The sequence below is a fragment of the Fibrobacter sp. UWEL genome (assembly GCF_900142535.1).
In the GTDB taxonomy this organism is placed as follows: domain Bacteria; phylum Fibrobacterota; class Fibrobacteria; order Fibrobacterales; family Fibrobacteraceae; genus Fibrobacter.
This window is the reverse complement of record NZ_FRBE01000017.1, coordinates 52,464-76,482: the sequence shown is the minus strand read 5'-3', so window position 1 is coordinate 76,482 and position 24,019 is coordinate 52,464. Positions and strand designations below refer to the sequence as shown.

At 49.0% G+C, this 24,019-nt stretch carries 15 protein-coding genes; 7 read left to right on the top strand and 8 right to left on the bottom strand.

The window, feature by feature from the left end; translation table 11 throughout:
• Nucleotides 1-288: 288 nt before the first annotated feature.
• A complete protein-coding gene (miaA, locus tag BUB59_RS11165; RefSeq protein WP_073229970.1) occupies nucleotides 289-1,197 on the bottom strand; it encodes a tRNA (adenosine(37)-N6)-dimethylallyltransferase MiaA in 909 nt (302 codons plus the stop codon).
• Between the two features lie 30 nt (nucleotides 1,198-1,227).
• Here miaA and BUB59_RS11160 point away from each other — a divergent pair, with 30 nt between their 5' ends.
• On the top strand, nucleotides 1,228-2,334 hold the full coding sequence (locus tag BUB59_RS11160; protein ID WP_073229968.1) for a divergent polysaccharide deacetylase family protein: 1,107 nt from the start codon (nucleotides 1,228-1,230) through the stop codon (nucleotides 2,332-2,334).
• A gap of 12 nt (nucleotides 2,335-2,346) precedes the next feature.
• A complete protein-coding gene (locus tag BUB59_RS11155) occupies nucleotides 2,347-3,063 on the top strand; it encodes a pyridoxine 5'-phosphate synthase (RefSeq protein WP_073229966.1) in 717 nt (238 codons plus the stop codon).
• A gap of 27 nt (nucleotides 3,064-3,090) precedes the next feature.
• On the opposite strand, the gene truA is transcribed toward BUB59_RS11155, so the two are convergent.
• The 5 genes from truA to BUB59_RS11130 form a co-directional block, all read right to left on the bottom strand.
• The gene (gene truA / locus BUB59_RS11150) at nucleotides 3,091-3,843 is read right to left on the bottom strand and encodes a tRNA pseudouridine(38-40) synthase TruA (RefSeq protein WP_073229964.1); all 753 of its coding nucleotides are present in this window, start codon (nucleotides 3,841-3,843) and stop codon (nucleotides 3,091-3,093) included.
• A 1-nt stretch (nucleotide 3,844) separates the two neighbouring features.
• Entirely contained in the window at nucleotides 3,845-4,828 is a 984-nt protein-coding gene (locus tag BUB59_RS11145) for a Sec-independent protein translocase family protein (protein WP_234980031.1), read from the bottom strand.
• A gap of 639 nt (nucleotides 4,829-5,467) precedes the next feature.
• On the bottom strand, nucleotides 5,468-9,694 hold the full coding sequence (locus tag BUB59_RS11140; RefSeq protein WP_073229959.1) for a hypothetical protein: 4,227 nt from the start codon (nucleotides 9,692-9,694) through the stop codon (nucleotides 5,468-5,470).
• A gap of 172 nt (nucleotides 9,695-9,866) precedes the next feature.
• Nucleotides 9,867-12,464, bottom strand: a complete 2,598-nt coding sequence (locus BUB59_RS11135) for an MMPL family transporter (protein WP_073229956.1) — start codon at nucleotides 12,462-12,464, stop codon at nucleotides 9,867-9,869.
• 18 nt (nucleotides 12,465-12,482) lie between these two features.
• On the bottom strand, nucleotides 12,483-13,859 hold the full coding sequence (locus BUB59_RS11130) for a GGDEF domain-containing protein (protein WP_073229954.1): 1,377 nt from the start codon (nucleotides 13,857-13,859) through the stop codon (nucleotides 12,483-12,485).
• A gap of 71 nt (nucleotides 13,860-13,930) precedes the next feature.
• On the opposite strand from BUB59_RS11130, the gene BUB59_RS11125 reads away from it, so the two are divergent.
• Together BUB59_RS11125 and BUB59_RS11120 are read left to right on the top strand one after the other, a co-directional pair.
• A complete protein-coding gene (locus BUB59_RS11125) occupies nucleotides 13,931-16,516 on the top strand; it encodes a TIGR03960 family B12-binding radical SAM protein (protein ID WP_073229952.1) in 2,586 nt (861 codons plus the stop codon).
• An 86-nt stretch (nucleotides 16,517-16,602) separates the two neighbouring features.
• Nucleotides 16,603-17,274, top strand: coding sequence for a hypothetical protein (locus tag BUB59_RS11120; RefSeq protein ID WP_073229950.1), 672 nt, complete (start codon nucleotides 16,603-16,605; stop codon nucleotides 17,272-17,274).
• A gap of 101 nt (nucleotides 17,275-17,375) precedes the next feature.
• On the opposite strand, the gene BUB59_RS11115 is transcribed toward BUB59_RS11120, so the two are convergent.
• Entirely contained in the window at nucleotides 17,376-17,588 is a 213-nt protein-coding gene (locus BUB59_RS11115; RefSeq protein WP_073229948.1) for a DUF6812 domain-containing protein, read from the bottom strand.
• 126 nt (nucleotides 17,589-17,714) lie between these two features.
• On the opposite strand from BUB59_RS11115, the gene BUB59_RS11110 reads away from it, so the two are divergent.
• From BUB59_RS11110 to BUB59_RS11100, 3 genes are all read left to right on the top strand, one after another.
• Nucleotides 17,715-18,512: an LOG family protein gene (locus tag BUB59_RS11110; protein ID WP_073229945.1), complete on the top strand. Its 798-nt coding sequence runs from the start codon at nucleotides 17,715-17,717 to the stop codon at nucleotides 18,510-18,512.
• Between the two features lie 84 nt (nucleotides 18,513-18,596).
• Nucleotides 18,597-19,694 (top strand): serine/threonine protein kinase, encoded by a 1,098-nt coding sequence (locus tag BUB59_RS11105; RefSeq protein WP_073229943.1) that lies wholly within the window; start codon nucleotides 18,597-18,599, stop codon nucleotides 19,692-19,694.
• Nucleotides 19,695-19,828: 134 nt separating this feature from the next.
• Nucleotides 19,829-21,310, top strand: coding sequence for an AdipoR/hemolysin III family protein (locus tag BUB59_RS11100; RefSeq protein WP_073229941.1), 1,482 nt, complete (start codon nucleotides 19,829-19,831; stop codon nucleotides 21,308-21,310).
• Between the two features lie 108 nt (nucleotides 21,311-21,418).
• On the opposite strand, the gene BUB59_RS11095 is transcribed toward BUB59_RS11100, so the two are convergent.
• Nucleotides 21,419-23,935: an Ig-like domain-containing protein gene (locus BUB59_RS11095; protein WP_234980030.1), complete on the bottom strand. Its 2,517-nt coding sequence runs from the start codon at nucleotides 23,933-23,935 to the stop codon at nucleotides 21,419-21,421.
• Between the last annotated feature and the right edge of the window lie 84 nt (nucleotides 23,936-24,019).

Sequence of the window (24,019 nt, the reverse complement as noted above, 5' to 3'; positions counted from 1 at the left end):
GCTTGGCCGCGACTCTCGCCTTCTAAGTAATTGACTTCCTTGAATTTCTTCTAAGGTCCGTCACTAAGCACATCTCCGATTCCTTCAAACTGCTCAAGAATCTCTCGGATTCTCGTTAGTTCCTTATTTCGTTTCGGCTTTCTCAGCCGTCCCTCTCAGGAACGACGCCAATTATAGAATTTTGAGAAAACTTTGCAAGGGCAATTTTGGAACTTTTTTTCATTTTTTCGCATTTTTTTCCAAAAAACGGAAAGAAAACTAGTCTTCTTCAAGTCACCCACGAACAGTTCACAAACTATTCACAACTTTTTTCAGGACGTTTTCAAAAAAATCCGGCTGATCTTCCAAATCCAGCTCAATGGGCACGTTTTTCACCTGCCAACGGAACCAAGTCAGCTGTCTTTTGGCGTAATTTCTGGTTTTCTTCTTCACTTCTTCTACAATAGAAGCGATTTCAGAGGGCTTTTGAGCCTTCAAAAGCTCGCGATAACCCAAACTGAGCCATGCAGGAGCGTCTAGAGGCACAATCTTAGCCTGTTCCACACATTCCTCGATCCATCCATCCTTAATCATCTGGTCGACACGAAGGTCAATCCTTCTATAGAGTTCGGCACGGTCACGCTGCAGCCAGAATACAGGAATCTCCCCTATTCCGCCAACGCGTTCCTTCTGATAATCAGACAGCTTGCGTCCCGTACCTTCATAAACTTCCAGGATACGAACGATTCTAACTGCGTGATTGGCATCCACCTTTTCCATGGCTTCAGGATCAACAATGCAAGCTTTTTTGTACAACGTATCAAGACCTCCGTCTATAATAGTTTGTTCTAAACGCTTACGAATGTGGTTAGGTATTTCAGGAATCTGAGGTAGACCGAGCATCAAACTTTGTATGTAAAGCCCTGTTCCTCCTACCAGAATAAAATTCTTCGTAGGATTCTCTTCCAGAAGTTTTTTCACATCCCTGCAGAAAGATCCTGCGGAATAAGTTTCTCGCGGATCCAAAAAATCAACCAGGTGATGTTTCACCCTTGCAAGGCTTTCCCTGTCGGGCTGCGCCGTACCAATACAGAATCCTCGATAGATCTGACGAGAATCCACGCCAATAATTTCGGCGTTAAAATGTTCTGCTAGTTTTAGGGAAAGACTGGATTTTCCAATTCCCGTGGCACCGACCAAGGCAAACAAAATAGGCATGGGCTCAATGTAGTTATATTTGCAAGTAAGATGAGAAAATCAAAACACATTATCGCCATTATCATTGTCCTTGTAGTCATGAGCGGGATTTGCTTTGGACTTTCCTTGTTGGGAAATCCCAAGGCGGAAAATCATGAAGTAGCAAGTACAGAAGAAGTCGCTGCAGATACAGTAGCCCAGGCACCCATCGATACTACCGTTTCCTTCGAAGATCAATTCAAGGAACAGCTGCAGATTATTGAAGCCAAGTACAACAAGAAGAAGGCCCGCGATATCTGGACTTTGGGAAGAGGCCAGACCATTATCGTTTACTTGCTGCAGGCACAGCGTTTTATCAAGAGTCACGGCGGCACCGTACTCCACATGAAGCAGCTCTATAAAACACAGGCTTTTCAGGCTGCAGAGTTAGACTTACTGAAGCCCAGCGGAGACACTCTCAAACTGGAACTTCAAGTCTCCGAAAACATTTTTAGATCCAACGCCTCCGTTCTTTCCATCGGTTTCCAGACCACAGAACTGACATCGGAAACCATTGCCGCCCTGAACCAGCTGGAAATTCCATTTGACCTGCTGATTCCGCCTTTCGGCCTCAAAGACAATTTCTACCAGGATATAGACAAGGTAAAGAACAAGGAAGTGATTCTTTGGTTGACCATGGAATCTACCCGACTGAACAAATCCCATAACAAGTACAGACCTCTGAGAATCCACCACACGGAAGACCAGATTGAGACAGTAATCAACGACGCCGTAAGAATTATCCCCAAGGCCAAGGGAATCGCCACCAAGTATGGCGAACAGGCCGTAGAACACAAGCAGTTGCTGCAAGCAATTATTAGACCTGCCGAAAAGAACAAACTTTGGTTCCTGGATATTTCCGCCAACAAGCAGTCCAAGGTAAATGAAGCCTGCAAGGACTTTAGCACTCACTGCAAGATTGCCACCCCCTACAATCCGGAAAACAGCTCCCTTCAGGACTATGTGAAGCAGAAATACCGCGAAGCAACCAAGAGTGGGCTGGCCGCCATGATTCTCCCCCTGAACATGGAAACCATCGGCTATGTTGTAGAGCTTTCGAAAAAGGCCGAAAAGCAGGGAACGACCCTGGTAAATTTATCTACTTTTATGGAATACTGATAAGGAGTTTGTATGACCGTCAAGCTTAGCTTTAATGTGGACCACATTGCAACTATCCGCGAAGCACGTAAGTTCCGCGAACCGGATCCTGTTGCAGCAGCACTCATCGCAGAACTTGCAGGATGCGACAGCATTACCGCACATCTCCGCGAAGATAAACTCCACATTCAGGATCGCGACGTTGCACAGCTCCGCGCAACGGTAACCACCAAGCTGAATCTGGAAATGAGCCTGTTCCCCGAAATGGTTCAGACCGCTATTAGCAACCAGCCCGATTCTGTCACCATCGTGCCGGAAGTTCATACCGATGACGGTCTGAACATTGCAGCAAAGGTCAACGAACTGGCAAAGGCCATCATGACCCTAAAGAGCAACGACATATCCGTGGGCGCATTCATCGATCCGGAAACGGAACAGGTCAAGGCCGCCAAGAAGTTAGGTATTGACTTTGTGGAACTGAACACCGGTCGTTACGCAACTTCCTGCAGTCTTGGCAGTGCCGAAGAAGTGGATCGCGAAATTTCCGCCATTCAGGACATGGCTGTTCTCGCCCGCAAGTACGGTCTTCGCGTCAAGGCTGGCCGCGGACTGAATTACAGAAACGTGGGTGCAATCGCCGCTATCGAAGGTATTGAGGAACTGGTGATTGGCCATAGCATCGTAAGCAAGGCTGCTCTGGTCGGCATCGATACCGCCATCCGCGATATGACAAAGGCAATGAAGGCTTAATCTTTCGGGACGTTCCGAAAGACAAGGCTAATAGTCCTTATACTCCACATTCTGGAGAACAAGACCTTGAGGGGGAGCCCATGTGCGCTCTCCCTTAAATTTTTTCTCGAAAATCTGATTCACGGTTCCCAACGGGTGCTTGCCGCGCCCCACGTCAAAGAGAGCGCCGACCATGGCTCGAACCTGACGATGGAGGAAACGATTCCCCTTAATATGGAACATGATGCTCCAGTCATTCAGACGTTCCAGGCGGAATTCCGTCAGAATGCAATCCGTAGGCTTTCCGTCATTGCGGGGAATGCAGAAATCAATAAAATCGTGATGTCCCAAAAAAGACTGGGCTTCCTTTTCCATGGCATCCAGATCAAGATCCAGGGAACCGCATTCCCATCCGAATTCTCTCATCAATGCCACAGGACGAGTGAACACGGTGTACTGGTAATAGCGGCACGTCGCATCGAAACGAGAATTAAATTCGGCGCTGCAGGGTTCAAGGTCACGTATGCGAACCAACCGCTGGGTCAGGCCATTGATTGAACGGACGGTTTTTCCCAAGTCCAGTTCGCCATCATAATCAAAGTGACAACACTGACCGCGGGCATGGACCCCCGTATCCGTGCGACCGGAACCCCATATGCGGATTGGAGTTCTCAATGCCGTAGTGAACGCAGTTTCCAACGTAGATTGAACCGTTACGAACTTGGTCTTGCCACCTTCGTTCTGGGCCTGCCAGCCGTAGAAGGCGCTTCCCAGGTATTCACAACGGAAACGATAGCGCATGCTAGATCTGGTTTTCCTTGATGATTGCTTCTACCTTGTCCTGAGGAATCTTGAGGGTAGAGGCAATAGCAGAAGCCGGGAAGCCACGACGGGACAGCTGCAGAATGCGGACCTTTTCCGTATCCTCGCGGTCAAAGCGGGAAGTTTCCAGCGGGTTGCTGCCAGCAAGCTTGGGATCGCCCGTCACGTTGCGGCTCTGGGCACGAAGCTTCATGGTCACATCGCGAGAAAGACCACGAGGAGCGCGCAATACATCGGACAGGTTCTGCATGGCAGACGTGATGCGTTCCCTTGCGGTAGGACGAAGGGTGGGCTTGCTGCTGGGGAAACCAGTCAAAATCTTATTTTCGGGAAGGCCGTTTTCATCTTCGAAGGCCACCTTCTGAATTTCATCCTGTTCTTCCTTGGGCGCTTCCGCAGGTTGTGCCTGCTGGGCCAGTGTTTCGCGCTTTCTTGCGGCGTAAGCTTCCGCATCCGCAATGATGGATGTTTTCTTGGGACGGGGCGTAGGAGGCACCAGCGTAGGTTCTTCCTCGCGAGCTTTATTGACCGCGGCCACTTCGGACTTCACAGTTTCCATCTGGCGGGTCAGGTACTCCTTACGACGCTTAAGGATAAAGACCAGTACCACAAAGCAAAGAATGACAGCTACTACACCGCCCACAATCCACTTAATGGTTTCGGCAGGCAGACTTCCAGCCTCCTGTGCAGGATTATCCTGTTCCACACCCTTCGATGCAGATGCTTTACGGAGACTGTTCAGAGTATCCCAGGAGGATTCCAATTCAGCACGGATAGCAACCTGAGCTTCCGGGTTCTGTTGAGCCTCCCAGAGGCTAATTTCCAGAGAATCAATCTTGGCGCGGACGTCCAAGTAAGTGCGAGAGTCAAAGGAAGACTGGTCCCCAAAGAGTCCACCGCTCAGGTAAATTACCAGGGCGATAGCCAGGACAAACAGTACAACAGGCGCAATAAACTTCTTCATAAGCGGAAATTTAGTAAAAATCCTACAACAGGACAACACTAGCGTTTCAGTGTAACCACTTGACATTCAACACCTTAGCGCTTTCGCGCCATATCAGGGCGTTGTGAAGGCGTTGATGTTCTCATTGAGAATTTCTCAACACTTGTTTCAGGTTGGAATAGGAATGGTATTCCCTCTGAGGGAAAATAATGGTATCTTTATGTTCAAGAACTCTTTGTTCTCCTCCTAACCCCCAAAAAGAACACCTCGGCATCCGCTGAGGTGTTCTTTTTTTGATGCAGAGGGCGGGGAAATATCCCCGCCCTCTGGACTCCCACCCCTTTACTGCAGGATGCTCCTCGGCGTTTCCGCCTCGGGTGTCTCTGATTACTGTTGGGAATTGGGAAATATTCCCTTCCTACTGGGATCCTTTCCCCTTACCGCAAGACTCCCACCCCTTTGCGCTAAAGCGCTAAGTGCTGAACTCGGTCATGCCCGAGCGAGCTCGGTCGCGACGCTCGTTCTGACGCACTTATACTGCGGGATTCTCCTCGGCGTTTTCGCCTCGGATGCTTCTGATTACTGCAGGAATTGGGAAATATTCCCTTGCTACGAGAAGGGGTATAAAAAAGCGGGGCTCGTTGGAGCTCCGCTGGGGTTTTACTTTTCGGGACGGACGTAGCCGAAGGGTTTCAGCATCTGATCGCTGCTTCTAAGGACATCACCTTTCCTCTTGGCGGTTTTATCATCCACAGGGGGCAACGTACATCTTAACTTTGACTTCATGCCTACATCTACCTTGTAGAGATAAGCGCCTGTAGCATACTGCCTACCGTTCTTATCCCTGACATGGCCGTCTTCATCCGGCTTCTGTTCGAAGTACATATGGAGGAGGCCTACATCATCCGTATAAGAAGGATCGTTCAATTTCTGCGTGAAGCTGAAGTAATCCACAAAATTGGAGAGTGTGGTATAAATCCAGATCTTCACATCCGTCTTAATATCGTACAGATTTGCTTCTGCAGGATTCTTATAGTCGAAACCATCTTCACAATACTTACTTACGTATTCGTCCACAGAAATCTTTCTGCTGTTCTTTGCATTCACACCATCAATGGAGACCAATCCATCGGGATTGACCAGGTCGTCGAGGGTTGCAAGGCCACCTACAGCGTTCACCACAGGAAGCTTTATTTCCATCACAAGAGTGGGACCGAGATGGTCTTCATCTTCCAAGCCGGGATAGGGAGCTTCTCCGCTTCCATCCTTACGTCCGAAGGAACCGCCCTTCAGGGTTTCCACTTCAGTTCCAGTCTTGGGGTTGCGAATGCTAACGGCATACTTTTCACCCTTTTCCGGAGCGTTAGTAGCGTAGTATTCATCCACCTTTTCCTTCGTCATTGTGGTCACAGGACGTTCCTCGGAGATTGTCACATCCTTAGCGTCCTTCATAAAGACCAGAACGGAATCATAAGCTACATTGCCAGCCTTGTCCTTATAGAAACGGCGAATGGGATTGGCGCCCTTTTCCAGGCTCTGAAGAGTCAGGGTATCCTGCTTAATGCCATTTACTTCCCAAATCACTTCAACAAAGTTGGCGCGGATCTTTTCGCCCATAGAGGGAGAAATAATCTTGACCTGAGGCCCAATGCGATCCAGAACTACGAATACAGACTGCGTTGCAGAATTGTTGTATTCGTTGACGTACGTATAAGATACTCGATAGCCTATATCGCCAGATTCACTACTTACCAGTTCGCCATTTTCATCCACTCCATAGGAAACGTTCACGGAATTGCCCTTGGCATCCACATAGTCATAGGACACAGTATAGGGAACTGCATTTACGCCTTTCTTGGAAGCAGCGCTTTCCGTCATAAGATTTCCATCATAATCCACCATCAGGACGTCACCCGTAACAGCATCTGCCGTATAGGAAATAGTAACTTCTCTTCCGTTAATCACCGTTACATAAGAGACGGTGAAAACTTCAATGGAATCAACCTTACCGTCCCCATCCGTTACGGGAACCTTAACAATGTTTCCATCGTTGTCAGTCTTATAGGAAACCGTTACGGAGTCACCACCCTTATAAGCCACTTTATAAGTGCGAAGAACCGTTTCGCCATTCACAGCAACATGCGTAGCAGCCTTGGTTTCATCCAGAGCAATCTTGGCCTTAATTACTGCGTCCATTTCGCTCAGGGCACTCTTGGATACACCGGTAGTATCAAGGTCCAGAGTGATAGTGTAATCCTTATCAAGACCCGTTACAGAATCCTTTACCGCAATATGGATATCGTTCTTGACTCCATTCACGTATACCCTGGGATCATCCGCATCCATCTCTTCCACAATAGTGTAGATATTGTCTGCGATATTCTGTTTCTTTTCCATGCCTACAGAAACAACAGGAGATGCAGTGCTCAAGCAAATCTGGACGGAATCATAGGCGATACCATCATGATCGTCATCCCAGTAGCTTACAGAATAATAGCGGCAGCCTTCCACAAGAACCGTATCCTGAACGCAGACATCTACATCCTTGCCGCCATTATAGGTGCAGGAGAGAGTCATCGTCGGAACATGAGTCTTGATCACCGTAGGATCGGGCCAGGTGCCACCCGGATTCTTACCATCCACGATGTCCACAGCAGGCGGATTATAACCATAATTCAACTTAATGGTCACGTCGGAAACTGCGGAAAGAATGTCTTCCTCCTTACCAGTTGAGGCACTCTTGTCGCTCACGACCACACCAATGGTGAACAGAGAATCATTGGTCAGTCTCTTGAGAATAATGCCATCCTTCACACTAATGGCACCCGTATTTTCATCTATGACAAACAGGGAGTCTACAAGTGCGTAGTTCTTATCATTCTTGTCAAAGGCATAGGTGAAGGAAGTGTCGTCCACATCCTTAACGGTAATGGAACCCTTCAAGATTGTTCCGCCAGAAATTGCATGACCGGAAGCAGTAAAGGTAGCATCATCTGCAGAAGGAGCGTCATTTACCGGAGTTACTGTAATCACGAGGGACTTATTTCCAATGAGATTACCTTCCTTGTCCTTATCTTCGGAGCTAATAGCGCCGTTGCCATCAATCACCGCAAACTTTATGGTGGAAAGTTCATCATCAATATCGTAATAGTTGCTCACCGGAACAAAGATCAAATCCTCCAGGGAATCAACAGGAATCACCTGGTTCTTGGTGACACGATTGCCCTTATAGGTTAGTTTTCCGCGATTATCAGCAGGCAGCTGTTCCACACGAACGCCCGTCAGGTTGGACCCAACCAGGGAATAATACGGGAACATATCCGCACTGAAATGAAGGGTATCGTCTTCTAGAACGACGAAAGTCGTATCCCTCGTTTCCGGGTAGATATTTCTGTCCACAATATTCAAGATAAAGAAACCTGTGGTGTCATTATCCTTAAGGACTGCGCCAACCATATCGAACACATTGAGGCGGAAGCTTTCCTTTAGGGAAGTACCATACATTTCCTTATAGGCATCCAGCTTGACGGTAATATAAATCTTCGTTTCATCCGTAGGATACTTACTGCCAGCCAAAATGGCAACACGGCCAGTATCCACGCCGCACACATGGGGAATAACATCAAAGTCTGTAATGTCTGCCCTCTGGTCAGAAGTCTTTCCATCTACAGGTTCTTCGTCTGTCAGTTCAAAGCAATAATTGAAGTAAACATCCGTAACGGTATTCGTATCCAGACGGACAGGAACTTCCACAGGAATACCATTTTCTTCAAAATCACGCACTGCAAAAAGTTCCGGATCCAGGACAGCAGGATCAAACGGGACGTAGCGGAAGCCAGAACCATCAAATTCAGCAATAATCTTCAGTTCTTCCGCAATAAGCTGACCTGCCAGATGAAGATTACTACCAATCTCCATCACGCCCTGAGTCACCAAAGAGCCCTGGATTCTATCAGCTCCATGGAAAGCATCCCACTTCACGTCGTCCTTCATATAAATGAGAAGGTTACCGGCATATTCTTCGTTAGTAAGAACCTTGGACGAATCTGTTATATTGGTCCACTGGCCGTTCGTATAAACAGCGTCTTCATTGACGTATTCAACGCGAAGCTTTGCGCCCGCATTGAAGTTTATAGCATGATTCAGGAAAATACGGACCAGACGTCCGCCGCCTTTATGAGGCATGCGAACGCGGAGTTCCCCACCATCGTGAATATCGATGCTCTGGTAATACAAATCCCATAGTTTTCCCTCACCTTCGTTAATACGGGGTACATCAATGTAATACACATTGCCTGCTCCAGATATATCAATGGACCCACCAGCATTATACAGATCATCGGAATCCTTGATCAGGGGAACCTTCAGGGTCGTAGGAACTTCAGACACCACATCATAGGCACAAATACCAGACTTGGCGGCTTCACCTTCCAAACGTCTGCCACCAGCATTCGTAATACCCACCTTGGCTCCATAATCCGTAGCGCCCTCAATGCAATAAGTACCCTGATAGCTCAAGCTTCCATTGGTACCAGAGGTAAAGTTACCCGTTGTACGAACGGGGCCCTTAATCAACTTACCTGTACCAGCTTCAAAAATAAGGTTGCCACCAACAAGAATCTTGCCGCCAAGAGCAATACCATCGGCCTGCAAGTCAATATCGCCCTGGGCGGTACCGATGGCGCCGCTGGTATCCGGCATGGTACCACGATACATGGAGAACCCGTTGGTCCCCCAAGCCTTAAAAGTCATCAGATTATCCCAGTATTTCTGCTGCAGGGTATCATCGATACCGTCAAAATACATGGGCCCCACATCCGCAGCAAAAACCGCGGAAGCAAAAATACCTAACAAAAAGAAAAAAGAACGAACATTTAGACGACGCATATCATCCTCCCTGTTTACCCTACACACACTACACAAAAATAATAAACAAATGTTTACGTAGGTAAGAAAAACTTAACATTTGCAAATTCTTGTGACGAAAAATCACGCAAAAACGCAAAAAAAAGGGCTTTCGCCCTTTTTCTTGTATCATATACGGCTGTTTCGACAGCTTTTAGTTTTTGGAATCCTTCTTCAACACCGTAATGCAGAAGAAAATGGTAAACACCAGGGAGGCAATCAGGAAGGCAATAATGGAGGTCACCGCCAGCTCACCGATGGTTCTTAAGCCTCGATGTTCCACACCCAAGGCACCTGCAAAACCAGCTGCGGTAGTTACGGAACTTGCCATTACAAGACGGCCGATGTTGTCCACCAGAGAACGAACGGTCATGTCCTTATTCTGAGTCCAACCCACCAGCAGGTGGATGGTAGAGTCGATGGCAAGACCGAGAACGGCCGGTACCACCACCACATTGTAAATGCCGATATGGCCCACGCCGAGCAACACGTTCAAAAGTCCCAGCAAACCTGCACTCCAGAACAATCCCATGATCAAGGATCCGGCAGAGATAACCACCAGTTTAAACTTTCTCAAAGAGAATGCAAGAATCAGGATGATGACGACAAGAACCACAAAGGCCATACGGACAGAGTCATACTTGACCGCACGAACCACATCGGCCAAAATAAACTGACTGCTAAATACCTTCAGCTTTTCACCGCCAAATTGCCAATGACCAAAACGATCCTGCCAGGCAGCGGCTTCACGAGCATCAGAACTATTGTAACGACCGTAGATAAAGCCAATTCGTCCTACAGAGCCATCCTTTTCGCGGAGGAGGTCCGAAGCCCATTCCGGCAGGGAATCCACTGTAAAGGTATGGACTTCTTCTGCCAGCTGACGGAGCTTTGCAATGTTAGCACTATCTTCACCAGTAGCTCGATCAAAGATTCGAGCTTCCGCAAGATCTCTGATTTCATCGATGACTTCCATACGAGCTTCCTGATCGGATTCAGAAGGCAGGAAGGTCTTCAAAGTAAGGAAGCTACGGAGAGTGGAATCATGTTCCTGATGCATGCGCACCATCAAGGTATCATACAGGGAATCCAGAAGTTCCGGTCGAGTAGACATGACGGCTGCAGGAGTGGAACTCTTACGGTTGGAAGCCAACGCATTACCCGTGCTAATGGACTTCTTGACAGTCTCCACGTTTTCCTTAGGAGGACGACGGAGGTTCTTGAAATTGTATTCGAATTCCAGGTTGGGCAGGAAGAACGCAATTACGATGGTAAACACCAGAGCGCCAATCATTCCATGCTTAAAGAAATTCTTAATGCGATTATCATCCCAAGTTGCAGGGAAGAAGGAATTACGAGGTCTGGGAGGAAGACCGCCCGCCACAAAGATAAACACGGGCATGGCGAACATGGCAGATACAAAGCTGAAGAAAATACCAACAGCAGAGATAACGCCGAATTCATAGAAACCCACAAACTTTGCGATGAGCAGGGAAAGAAGGCCTGCAATAGTAGTGATTGCGGCAAGAGCCATGGGCTGCATCAGGTGAGACACAGTCTTTTCCATAGCCACCTTCAGGTCACCACATTCCGTATACCAGCGCTGGCAGGTTCCCATGAAGTGGATGGAATAGTCCACACCCATTCCAAGAATAATGCTAGCCACCAGCACCGTAAAGGGATTCAAGGCGCCATAGTAAAGGGTGGTAAAGCACATGGCCAGAGAGCAAGCCAGAAGAACCTGGGCAAGCATAATCAGCGGAGCCTTGATGGCGCTACGGAAGAACACGGCCACAATGAGGAAGATGAGCACTACGGCAATGACCATGGAGATGGTACTGTCGCTCATGATGTCGTTCACTTCGTTCAAGCCTTCGTAGGAGCCTTCCACCGTCATGAGAACCGGCTGGCCATAGTCTACAGCACGGAACTTAGCCAACAGAGTATCAGAACGGAGAAGGATGTGCTTAACATAATCCACATCGGTAGAAGGACGGTTCAGCTTACACTGGACCACACCGTTAAAGAGGGTGGAATCATGTTTGTCTTCGCCCATCAAACGGGTTTTCAATTCCTTAGGCAGATTGCGCTTGGGACCATCATCCTTGGACGCCTTGGCGGTTTCTTCCTTTTTCTTGAAGAAGGAATCGAAGGCATCGGCAGCTTCATCGGGAAGGCCAAGAGCCTGAGGCAAGTTCGCGTCAAACCAAATGCGTTCCTTCTTAGCGGGCTTGGGGGCGTCCGTAGCTGCGGAGTCATTGCTGGAGGAGTCGTCCAGAAGGTCCACCACCAGAGGGCCGTTCTTACGTCCAATTTCCAGCTGGATATCTTCCAGGTTGTCGCGGATACGTTCCAGATGGGCGACGGGGAGATAAATCAGGGCGTTCTTGGTAAAGAAGCTGTTGTCGTTTTTCACCTGCGGCTTGGTGATAATGTCATCTTGCCAGTTGGCGTCAATATAGGCCTGAACGCTATCCTGAAGGCGAGCCACCAAGTAAGGATCCTTGGCCTGAATGGCAATCATGAAACGGTCCGTGCTACCGAAACGTTCATAAGATTCTTCCAGGGCAATCACGCTGGGAGTATCCTTAGGCAACAGGGTGGCCAAGTCCGTATGAATCTTGAGCTTGGTTGCCGTAGGGATAAGGCTTAAAACGAGAATGGCAATAATGACAAGCAGACTTTTCCACTTGTGCTTTTCTACAAAATTCACATAACGAGCAGCAAACTGCTCGATCTTATTCTGATTCATATAAACCCCTAAACCCGTTTACTTCTGAGAAAGTACGTCTGCCAAAATCACTCGATTCGTGCCTGCCTGCAGGGCATATTGCATGGAGGCCTGAGCTGCATACAGCAAGGAGGCTGCATCGTTTGCATGTGTAGGCATTACAGAAACGCCCATACTGAGGGTCGTGGAAAGAATGGTATCGCCGTAGGCAATCTGCAACTGGGCAATTTCGTTACGGATTTTTTCAGCACGCTGGCGAGTAATCTTCAAATCAGCACCCGGCAAAATCACGCAGAACATTTCACCTTCAAAACGGCAGGGAATATCTTCATTACGGATGTAACCCGGCAAACGCTGACCCAGTTCCCACAGAAGCTGTTCCACCGCATGACGACCACGAGTACTCTGGATTTCATTAACAGCATCCGGATAGAGCATAATGAGACCGATGGGAGTCTTGTGTCGAGCAGCAGCGGACACTTCGCGCTGCAAGGACTCTTCCATATAGCGACGATTGAACAGCCCCGTCAGGGTATCGCGAATGCTATGCTGTTCAAAGCGAACCTTCAAATTCTGGTTAGCCACATACAGACCAAAAGCAGTAGCAAGGATGCTGACCTTAGCATGCCAATCTTCCACAGTTTCCTGATCCGGAAGTACATCCGTCTGCATGGTAAAAATACCGAAATGTTCTTCAAGGCCTTCGATAGGTGCGCAGAAAGAGACTCCCTTGGGATGGTGATGCAAGTGAGTACAGCCACCCGTCAGGTTAGGATTGGAATAATCGGAAATGACAATGTCTCCCGCATCAAAGCTTGCACATTCGCCCGGATGGATAACATCGTCGCTAATGACCTGGTCACCGAAGGATAGAACCTTGTGAAGGTCAGCCTGGGTTCCTGCATACATATACAGAACGCCAGAAGCCTTGGGGAAAAGCTGAGGCAGCAATTCCTGAAGGGGAGCAATAACTTCCTTGAAGGGGCGATTCTTAAGGACAGCCCTGGCAAAATTTTTCCAGGGATCCAGAGGAATTCCAGCAGAGAATGCGGCTGTTTCCAGCTGTTCCAAAGCTTCCTTGGCAGAAATTGCACCCTTGGGCAAATCCTGCATCGGGGCGGGAGCTGGAGCCGGCTCCTCATCTTCCTGATGACCATAATCGTCGTCATGGGAGATGCCGCCATTGAACTCCATATTATTTTCCTTCAGGACCATGAGATTTTCATTAAAATCGTTTTCCGTACTTTCGATCTTCTTTTTACAGATCGTGTAGAGGACAAAACCCAGAACGGCGCCCCAGGCTCCTAAAAACACGAATTTTCCAGCAAGAGGGACAGAACTCTCGGGAGCAATGAAAGCGGCAGCCACACCTGCCAAGAACGCAATGAGCCAAACGATATAATTAAACAATGTCATGCTATTTAATTTACTTATTTCAAACTTCCGTGGCATAGGAAGTTCCCATTTGTTATTCTAAATTTACCCCTATGACTATTCTCGACAAGATTGCCTTAGCTCTCCCTGCTGTTGAATCCCCCGCCCGCTACATGGGTGGCGAAGCCAACAGCATCGTCAAAGACCACAGCCAAATGCTCGCCCGTATGGCATTCGTGTTCCCCGACAAGTACGAAATCGGCATGAGCAACAATGGCATTCGAATTCTTTACCATGTGGTGAACAAGGAACCGGACCTGCTTTGCGAAGTCAGTTTCGCCCCCTGGGAAGACATGGCCAAGGAAATGGAGAAATACGACATTCCTCTGTACAGCTACGCCAGCTACACCCCCGTCAAGGATTTTGAAGTACTGGCAATGTCCCTACAGACCGAACTGAACTTCACCAACGTGCCCTACGTTCTGGATTTGTCCCGCGTTCCCGTATGGAGCAAGGACCGTCGAGAAGAAGACCCCATTGTTGTTGCTGGTGGCCCGGCCATGGCAAACCCGGAACCGGTGGCAGATTTCTTTGATGCCTTCCAGATTGGTGATGGCGAAGAACTGATGGTGAAGTTCCTCCGCTGCGTTGGCGAAGGACGTAAGGCAGGTCTTCCCCGCAAGCAGATTCTGGAAAACCTTTCCAAGCTGGATGGCGTTTACGTCCCCAGCCTCCGTCCCACTGTCGTAAATGAATTCGGTGACATCGTTCCCGCAGAACCTGCCGCAGGTCCTTACGAAAAGACCAATGGTGTGCGCCGTCAGTTCATTCCGGTCATGGACCGCAAGAATTATCCTATCAGAAACCTCATTGCCAATATGCAGCTGGTCCACAACCGTTTCAGTGTGGAAGTGATGCGCGGTTGCGCCCAGGGGTGCCGTTTCTGTCAGGCAGGCATCTGGTACCGTCCCTGCCGCGAATTGGATCCGGATGATGTCCTCGAAATTGCTAAGGAAGGTATTCAGGCTACTGGCGAACGCGAACTGGGACTGCTCAGCCTTTCTACAGCTGACTACAAGCCCGTAGAAGGCCTTACTGATTCCATCATCGATGACCCGTTCTTTGACACCGTGGACGTGAGCCTCCCCTCCATCCGCGTGAACGCATTCGGCGAAACCCTGGCTCAAAAGATTTCCGCACTGAAGGGCGGCCGAAGCGCTACTTTCGCTCCCGAAACAGGTTCTGAACGAATCCGCAAGATGATCAACAAGACCATCAGCGACCAGGACATGTACAACGCCGCAGAACACGCCTTCAGTAGTGGTTTCAACAAGATTAAGTTGTACACAATGATTGGCTTCCCCACCGAAAACCTGGAAGACATGGAAGCCTTCTGCGGCCTTATCGAAAACCTGGTAAAGATTGGTCGCAAGTACCTGCGCGGCTGCCAGATTGCAGTTTCTATGGGCATTCTTATTCCCAAGTCCTTCACAGGTCTCCAGTGGGCCCCCTTTATGGACAAGGATACCGCCCTGAAGCACATCCGCTTCGTCCGCGAAAGATTCTTTAAGCACCCCAACGTCAAGGTGAACTGGGCTGGCTGGGAAATGAGCCACCTGGAAGCCGTTTACAGCCGCGGCGACCGTCGTCTGGCACCCGTTATTTATGCGGCCTACAAGAAGGGTCTTACCTTCGAAAGCGACGCCTACCGTTTCAATTACGACACATGGCTTCAGGTGTGGGAAGAATGCGGCTACGACACCAGCTGGGTGTACCGCACCCGCGAAAAGGAAGAAGTATTCCCCTGGGACTACATCCACGCAGGCACCACCAAGCAGTACCTCCGTCGCGAATGGGAAAAGGCCTTCAAGGAAGACTCCGCCCCCGTGCCCAACTGCAAGTGGGGCGATTGCCAGAAGTGCGGTATTCCGGGCTTTGGCGCAGAAATCCATTTGGCAAACAACCCGGTGCGTCACGCAGCGCCTAGCCGCACTCCCGAAGAAATCAAGAAGCTGGTGGCAGAACGCCGCCCCAAGCAGAAGGACTGCTTCAGCTACAAGATTACTTTCAAGAAGACTGGTCTCAGCCGTTTCTTGCCTCACCACAACATGTTGGGATTCTTCGAGCGCACTTTCCTGTGCGCAGGCATTCCCATCAAGTTTAGCGAAGGCTTTAGCCCCAAGCCCCGCATCGTGAATATGGGCGCATTGCCCCTGGGTCTGGAAACCTACTGCGAGATTATCAGCGTGGAACTGTTAAAGCCTTTGGACATTACTCCCGAGGGTCTTCCGGAAACCATGAAGAAGCTTTCCGCCCCTTTCCCCCGCGGTATGGAAATCGTGAACATCGAGCCCCTGAAGGACAAGCTTTCCAAGCACTTCCCCAAGGCAATGATTTACAGTTTCACCCCCGACGTGTTGGATGAAGCCCAGGCCAACAGCATCCGCGAGAAGTTCAGCGCAAAGGCTCTCCCGGTGATGTTGAACCACCGCGGACAGGAAATCAACCTGAACGAACACATCCTGGATTTGCAGATTCAGGGAAAGACCATCCTTACCAAGATCAAATGTAACGAGATGGGCGGCACTGCCAGCCCCTTCAATATCTACGCAGGCTTGCTAGGCAAGGATTATGACCCTAAGAAGGTGGACGACGAAACCAGAAAGTTCTTGATTAAAAAGATCGCTATGGATTTTTAGTCCCCTAGGAATAGAAAATCCTTTTTTACATTAGGTTATGAAATTTTTGTTTATATTCCTTGGGCAGTTAAACCTATGGAGTATTTATGAAGAAAATGTTTCTTGCAGCACTGACCGCCATGGCCTTGTGCTCCTATAGCTACGCTCAGGACGACGAAGAAGAATACGAAGAAGAATCTCCTGCCGCAGAACAGGCTTCCGCCGAAGAAGAAGCCCCAGCAACCGCTAAGGAAGAAGAAAAATCCGCTCCTCGCGAAGCCGTGAATGCAGGCAATGGCAAGCTGGGTTTCCAGATTGATATGATTAGCGCCTTTAGCGGTGATCCTAGGTTTTATATCACCTATAGGATTTCTCCGGATATGGAAGCAAGCTTAATCTTAGGCTTAAATCTCAAGGGAGAATCTTCCTATGAAGCAAATGGTCAGTCCGTCAATATGGGCGACGACGCAACTGATCTCGACATTGGCGTAGGCTTTGACTACTACCTCACCAAGAAGTTGCTTCCCATCTGCGTTGGTGCAGAATTCATCTACAGCAGCAGAGGATATTTCGAAGGTATTCCTGATTACAAGGATGCATCCATCCTAGAATTCAACATTATGGGCGGCTTCCGTACCGAAATGACAGACAATCTCTTCGTTACCGGAAAAGCCGGTCTGAACATAGATCATTCTAGCTGGACTTACGGCGAATTGGAAGGTTCCCGTACGGACTTCGGCCTGAAGGCTCAGGCTTTCCTGACCTGGTTCTTCATCTAGTTCAAAAGAACGCCTACAATTTTAGCCGCTCCGAAAATGGGGCGGCTTTTTTGCGGGGTCTTTTCATCCCAGCCTAACGGACTGAGCAAATACCTTTCAAATTACTCCGCCGGGAGAATAATTTCGATGTGACTGGTGCTCACGTTCAGGAAGTGAGTACGGAACAAATCCTTCTCCTGACGGTCGCTAACACGAACCTGAGTCACGGCAATAAAGTCCTTGTTTTCACGGATGTAGTCCGTAAGGCGTTCGTCACGAAGGGTGTCGATTTCGCCAGTGATAATAAAACTGTCTGTCCAAATTTTTACGAGCATGGTTTAAATATAAAGTTTTTATTCCAAGTAAGAAGAATAACCAAAAAATTTTGAGCCAATTTTCTGTTTCTGAGCATATATTAGGAAAAAATGTGGTCTTTAATCCTTTTGAAAAGGAGTTGAATTATGGCTAAGAAAAAACAGCTTCACCCGGTTCTGGGTCAAATGATATACCATAATGCCGAATTTATGGATAGCGACATCGGTCGTCCGATCCGCATTCTTTCTGAATTTTTAGGCCCCCACCAGGTGTTTGAGCAGGAAGATGTTCAAAATACCATCGTTTTCTTCGGTTCTGCACGTACCTTGCCCCAGAGCGAAATCAACAAGCGTCGCAAGGGCTGCACCAACAAGAAGGAACTAGCAAAGCTTGCTGCCCTGGAAAAGGTGGCTCGCTATTACGACGACGCTCGTGAACTAGGCGCCAAGCTGGGTAAGTGGGCAAACAAGCGCAAGGAAGGCTACGCCATCATGACGGGCGGAGGTCCGGGCATCATGGAAGCAGGTAACCGCGGCGCAAGTGACGTGGGTACTCCTTCCATCGGCTTGAACATCAAGCTTCCCTTTGAGCAGCATCCCAATCCTTACATCGATGATGAGCTGAATTTGCAGTTCCGTTATTTCTTCGTTCGTAAGTACTGGTTCCTGAAAAAGGCTCGTGCCTTGATCGCCTTCCCCGGAGGCTTTGGCACTATGGATGAACTATTCGAGATGCTCACGCTGGTTCAGACCAACAAGTATGCCCAGCAGATGCCCATCATTGTTTTCGGCAGTGAATTCTGGAAGAAGACGGTGAACTGGGAATATTTCGCCGAAACTGGAATGATCAACAAGGAAGACTTGAAGTTGTTCCATTTCTGTGATAGCGTAGATGAAGCATACAAGATTGTTACGGAAACTTTGGAAAAACAATCCAAGGAATAAAATCCTAAACAAGTTCACAAAAAGAACCAAGAAGGTACCGACAGGTACCTTTTTTTGTTCCATAAAAAGAGTTATCTTTGAAGTATGCTACGAAACGTCTTGGCTGAATCTCTGGATCGATTGGCAAGAAAACTGGCCATGCGCCCCCATTACACAATGGAGGAGTATCAGCGCTGGTTTGATCAAAACCCAAAGTTCATGCACAATGGTGCCATTCAGCAAATTGAGCTTACCGCTCCCCTAGCCCTTGAAGGCACCAACAACCTTTACCGAGCCAATTACTGGATTGAACAACCCAAGACGGGTCGTAAGACTGCCGAACAGGAAATCGTAGTTAAGATTTGCAAGTATTGGGTTCCTCCTGGAAAGAATCGCATTCATCGTCTGAACATGACCTTGAGCGCATTCCAGGACGAAATCCGCATTAACAACCTGATCCGCGCCACGAATATCGAAGGCGTGGTCCAGAGTATGGGCGGCGGAATTGCAGGCCGTCATCCCTACCTGAAAATGGAATTCATCAAGGGATGTTCCCTGGACAAGACCTTCCACGAAGGCCTGAGCGATGACGATATTCTTCACCGCGTGTCCCAGCTGGCCTATCTAGCCAATACCATCAGCCAGCTGCACTACTACCAGGTTGTCCATAAGGACTTGAAACCGAAGAACCTGCTTCTTTGTCAGAATCCCGAACACAAGAACAACCACAAGATTCTTATCTGCGACTTCGGTTACGCCCAGGCAAAGATGCGCGAAACCATCACGGAATACGGCGGGCAAATCACCCCCTATTATAGCGCTCCGGAACAGGCCATCATGGGCGAGAATCTTTCTGCATCCGTGGATTATTTCAGTTTCGGCATGATCATTCACGAATACTTGACAGGTAAAAAGCTGTTCCCCAAGGCCATGGATATTTTCATGGAAGACGGCTACCGCGTAACAGACCGCTATCTGGAATACATCAGGCGCGGTCGTGAGAACGTTTTTCACGATTCAAGATTCCCCCACCTGTCTCAATGGATTGACAGTTTGACCATGTTCGACAGCTTTGAAAGAATGCAGAACAGCCCCAACCTCTTTGACATCGCACACAAGCTGCGTGAACAGGTGAACGCACAGGGATATCGTGACGTAAACACGGACTTCCTGTGGAACCAGCTCCGTGAATACAATCACTAGAGCATTTTTCCTATCACATTTTGTTTTTTAGATCATCCCATTTTATGGACGGGATGTATATTCTACTTATGCAAGTATCTAAACAGACTTTTAAGAAATATTTTAGGCTCGTCACGGTCCTTCTAAAAAAAGGGATGCGTCGTCTCAAGCCTAGCCATTACGTCATCATAGTCCTGATTCTTGGATTGGGCATTTTTAATGCCACCACCGCGCTCTCCCCCTACATGAAGCAGCACAAGCGGGAAGCTAACATCGAAAGAACTTTTAACCAGTGGTGGAACGACGCTGGCGAAGAGCAGTTCCGCTCCGTAGGAATCCTTCCGTCCAAGAAAATCAAGCAGGAAGAATTCGCCCGTTATCGCGAAAAATATCTGGCACAGAATCCCTCCCTCATCCCCGAAACCCGCATTGAGCAGCTCAAGGCGGAATACAAGGAATGGTGGGACATGGGCGGTGGCCGCGAACAGTTCTTCCAGGAAACAGGACGTTTCCCCGACCCCAAGGATTACGTCAAGCTGGAAAACAAGTACGTGGACAAGTATACCAGTCAGGTTCTCCGCTACAGCATGGCATTCACCCCCCGAAAGGAAAACTTCGAGAATTTGGCCACCAGCTGGATTCTTTTCCCTAACGTCATTAGCTTCCTGATTTTTGCAGGTTTCTTTACCTTCGCCTTTATTCGCCTAGAATCCCGCTGGAGATTTTTACTCTTCCTGGGAGCATTCGCCCTAACTGCTGTGATGGGCGGCATCCTGACTTACGCATTGGCATCCACCAGCTTCTTTGACCACTATGCTGGGGATCGCTACATGGGACTAAGCCTCACCTTGGCATTTATGCTCGGGGCGGCCGCTTTCGGCCCTAAGCGTCTTGAGATTTCCCAGCTGGTCAAAGCCATTGCGATTGGCGGCATCGCTCTGGACATGATTATCAACTGGACTGTTAATCCGGGATTATTCGGGGCAGTTACAATCCTGACTCCCGTTGTATTCGCCCTAGGCGCCCTGGCAGGATTAAAGATTGAAACCCGCAGGAAGACGAAGGAAGAAATCTCCCGAGAGAATATGGAGGAAAAGCTTCGGAACAACGTCAACCGCAATCTCATGGCAGAACGGAAGGCCAAGACCCGCACCTCCATCGAGGAAGGTTTCAAGGCAGCCAAGGAAGGCATGATGGAAAACGCCCAGAGAATTCTGCAGCAAGCCTTCAACAACCTGTTGCAGGAACATCCCGTGGACACCGCCCTCGTCAAGAGCTTAACCCTTCGCCTGACGGGTTCCGACTGCTTTATCGACTTTTCCAGCAATCAGTGGCTGGAGTGGGGCGAAATCGCCAAGACGAAAAACGCCCCGGAAGCCGCAATTCTTCTTTTGAAGAAAGGCCTTTCCCTGGAGCAAAACAAGAACTTCGCCCGTCGCGCCCTTTATATTCTCGGTGAAATCTGCGTGAACAACGGAATTGAACGGGAGGAAGGCATCAAGCGTCTGGAAATGGTGATCCAGATGAACGAGAACGACATGATGGCAAAACAGGCTCGCCGTATGCTGGAAAACGCAGCTTCCAAAACAACGCAGCAAACAAATAGCGCAGAACCACCACAATCCCAAGCTGAATAATCCTTAGTACAACCCGTAGGGACGATACTATCTAGTAACAAATAGGGCTGGTCCAAATGGACCAGCTCTTGTTGGGTTTTGTTGGAGGAAGATTTCTTTACGTCTGGATTATCGAGTCTGGATGTAGCGACGGATTACAGAGCCACCCGCCTTTGTCATCTCGACTACAACCACACGAGCAGCAGGCATCTTGCTGGGCTTCACTTCGCCAGAGAAGAGCGGGCGTCCCTGCATATCGAAGATGCGATAGAAGTGTGCTTCCGCTTCGGTTCCTACGGTAGCGATACTGCGGATAGCGTCCTTCTGTTCAGGATCCGAGACCACTATCTTGCCAGACTTTACGAAGGTAGAATCATTATTGGAGGCAGAGACCTTAAAGGCGAATTCACCTGCTTCCGTGGGAGTTCCGCTGATAGAAACCTTCTTGTTGGCGTTATCAATGTCAGTAATAATGCCCTTGGGTAAACCCTCAACTTTAACAGTTTCAGCGCCAGTCCAGGTGTAGCAGAAATCCGTAATGGAATCGCCCAAGTTAATGGACTGGCTGGAGGAACCGCCACCGCACTTGGTTACTTCGGGATAGCTTTCTCCCACCACTTCGAAGGTCACGAATTCGGACATGTGGGAAAGTCCGTTATTATCCGTCACCACAGCAACTGCGGAATATACGCCGGCAGCGAGATTGTTCACCTTCACGCTATAAGGTGCAGCGGTTGCGGAGCCCACCTTGTCGTTACCGATATAGAAGTCAATGCTCTTGATAGAGCCATCGCCGGCGCTCTTTGCAGCAGTCAGAGCAACGCCCTCACCCACTTCAAACTTTGCACCAGCGGTGGGAGCAGACATCTTGACTTCTGCAGCAGTCTTGCTGATGCCAAAAGCTTGGTTGTAGGAGGGCATGGAACCATAACGGCCGCCAACACCCACAAGGTTAGGCAATTCCGTAGGAATGTTAGCCACAGTACGCTTTTCCCAACTATAGCTAGGGTTGAAAGTTTCCGCCTGGGGAACACCGGATGTTACGGTACCGTTGTAGCGATGCTGTTGCTTTGTATTATCAAAGGTGACACCGCTAAAGTAAACGTAGCCGTTGTCGCCCCATTCAGCCAAGTAGCCGTTACCATTCTTGATGTAGCTATTTTCGTAGCGAACGTAAGCCTTTGCAGTAGCGCTATGACCATTGGCGCCCGCCACGAAGAATCGGTTTCCATCCACCAACTGGTTATAGATGTGGACCTGGGAGCCATCGTTTTCACCGGTAACTTTCGGGACTCGGCCATAGGTATTATGCCAGTAGCTGTTTGCAAAAGTCAGATGGGCATCTTCCACCAGGGACATGTACGGGTCGGTTCCCCAGCAGTTGTATTCGTTGGCACCATCGTTATCCATATAACTGATGGTAGCATTGTCCACGAATTCCATGTCAATGCCATCGCTGATCCACTTGTAACTAATGTGGTCTGCCCAGAAATTCTTGATGTGAGTGTTCTTGTCACCGCTGGTTTCCAGACCGTCACCAGCTTCGATGAGGTGCGGGTTCACATCGTAGATGGCCAGGTTGCGGTATATGTTATTATGGCCGCCTTCATAGGCACGGTTATTCAAGGAAGCACCGCGAAGATTTGCACCACGACCCATACCGATTAAGCTCTTGTTGGCCTTGATAGTAATCCAGTTGCTCCAAGCCTGAAGATTTTCACTTTCCTGAACAATCTGCAGGCCAGATTCACCCAGAGAGGCGCAAGAATTCTTTTCAAAGGCGATGCGATAGAAAGTATTGGTTTTGCCAGTAACCGCATTCTTTTCGGAGCAGGTGGTCTTACACCAAGTGCGACCGGCCTTTGTCGCCTCGGTAACGGCATTGCGGAACTGGCGGAAATCGTAAGTACCTTCGGGAACGAGAATCGTCACTGCGTCGGTGGACTGCAAGTACTTGCGAACTTCTGCGGAATCCTTTGCGATAACAATCTTGCCGGCGTCACCACCTGTAGTTACAGAACCAAAACCTTCAGCCTTAACATTCAGGTTAAACAATAAAATGGCATTCTTATCACTTTCGCTGCTGGTCCAGATCCACTTGGACTGTGTATTCGCGGCGAATCCGCTGAGGGCCGCGCCACTAGGCAACTTATTGTTTGCGTAGCTGAGGATGGTTGCGGCACCCCACTGGGAAAGATCGCGGCCCTTGTTCTTCCAAGCGGTATTACCCACGCTGGGTTTAGCCTTCCAATCGCTGCCACTGTAGTAGGAACGATCCAAGTCGTCAATCTGTACCATAACGCCAGGAGCGCCAGAACCATTGACGCCCACCACAGAGAAGGCGTTTTCACCGGGAAGGAGAGTCATAGGGATGAAGCGGACGCGTCCAGCCTGATTATCCTCGGCCAGCAGGGACCCGTTATGGTAGAGGCGATATCCGCCGTCTGCCACGATCCACACACCAGGACCCTTTCCTGCGTTGTAGGTAACGGCAATGAGCTGAGAGCCCACCTTATCGCCACCTCCCAAATTCACATCCGCAGGAAGCGTCACCACTTCACCGGCAGATACGGCGGCTTGACACATCCCAAATGCTCCAGCCAGCATCATACCTGCGAAAACATTTCCCATTACACTTTTTCCCATTTTACATCCCTTTCTAGACAACGGACTTTTTTATCCAATTACGTCCAAACACAAGTACAATTTACCCTAAAAACGGGGTATTTT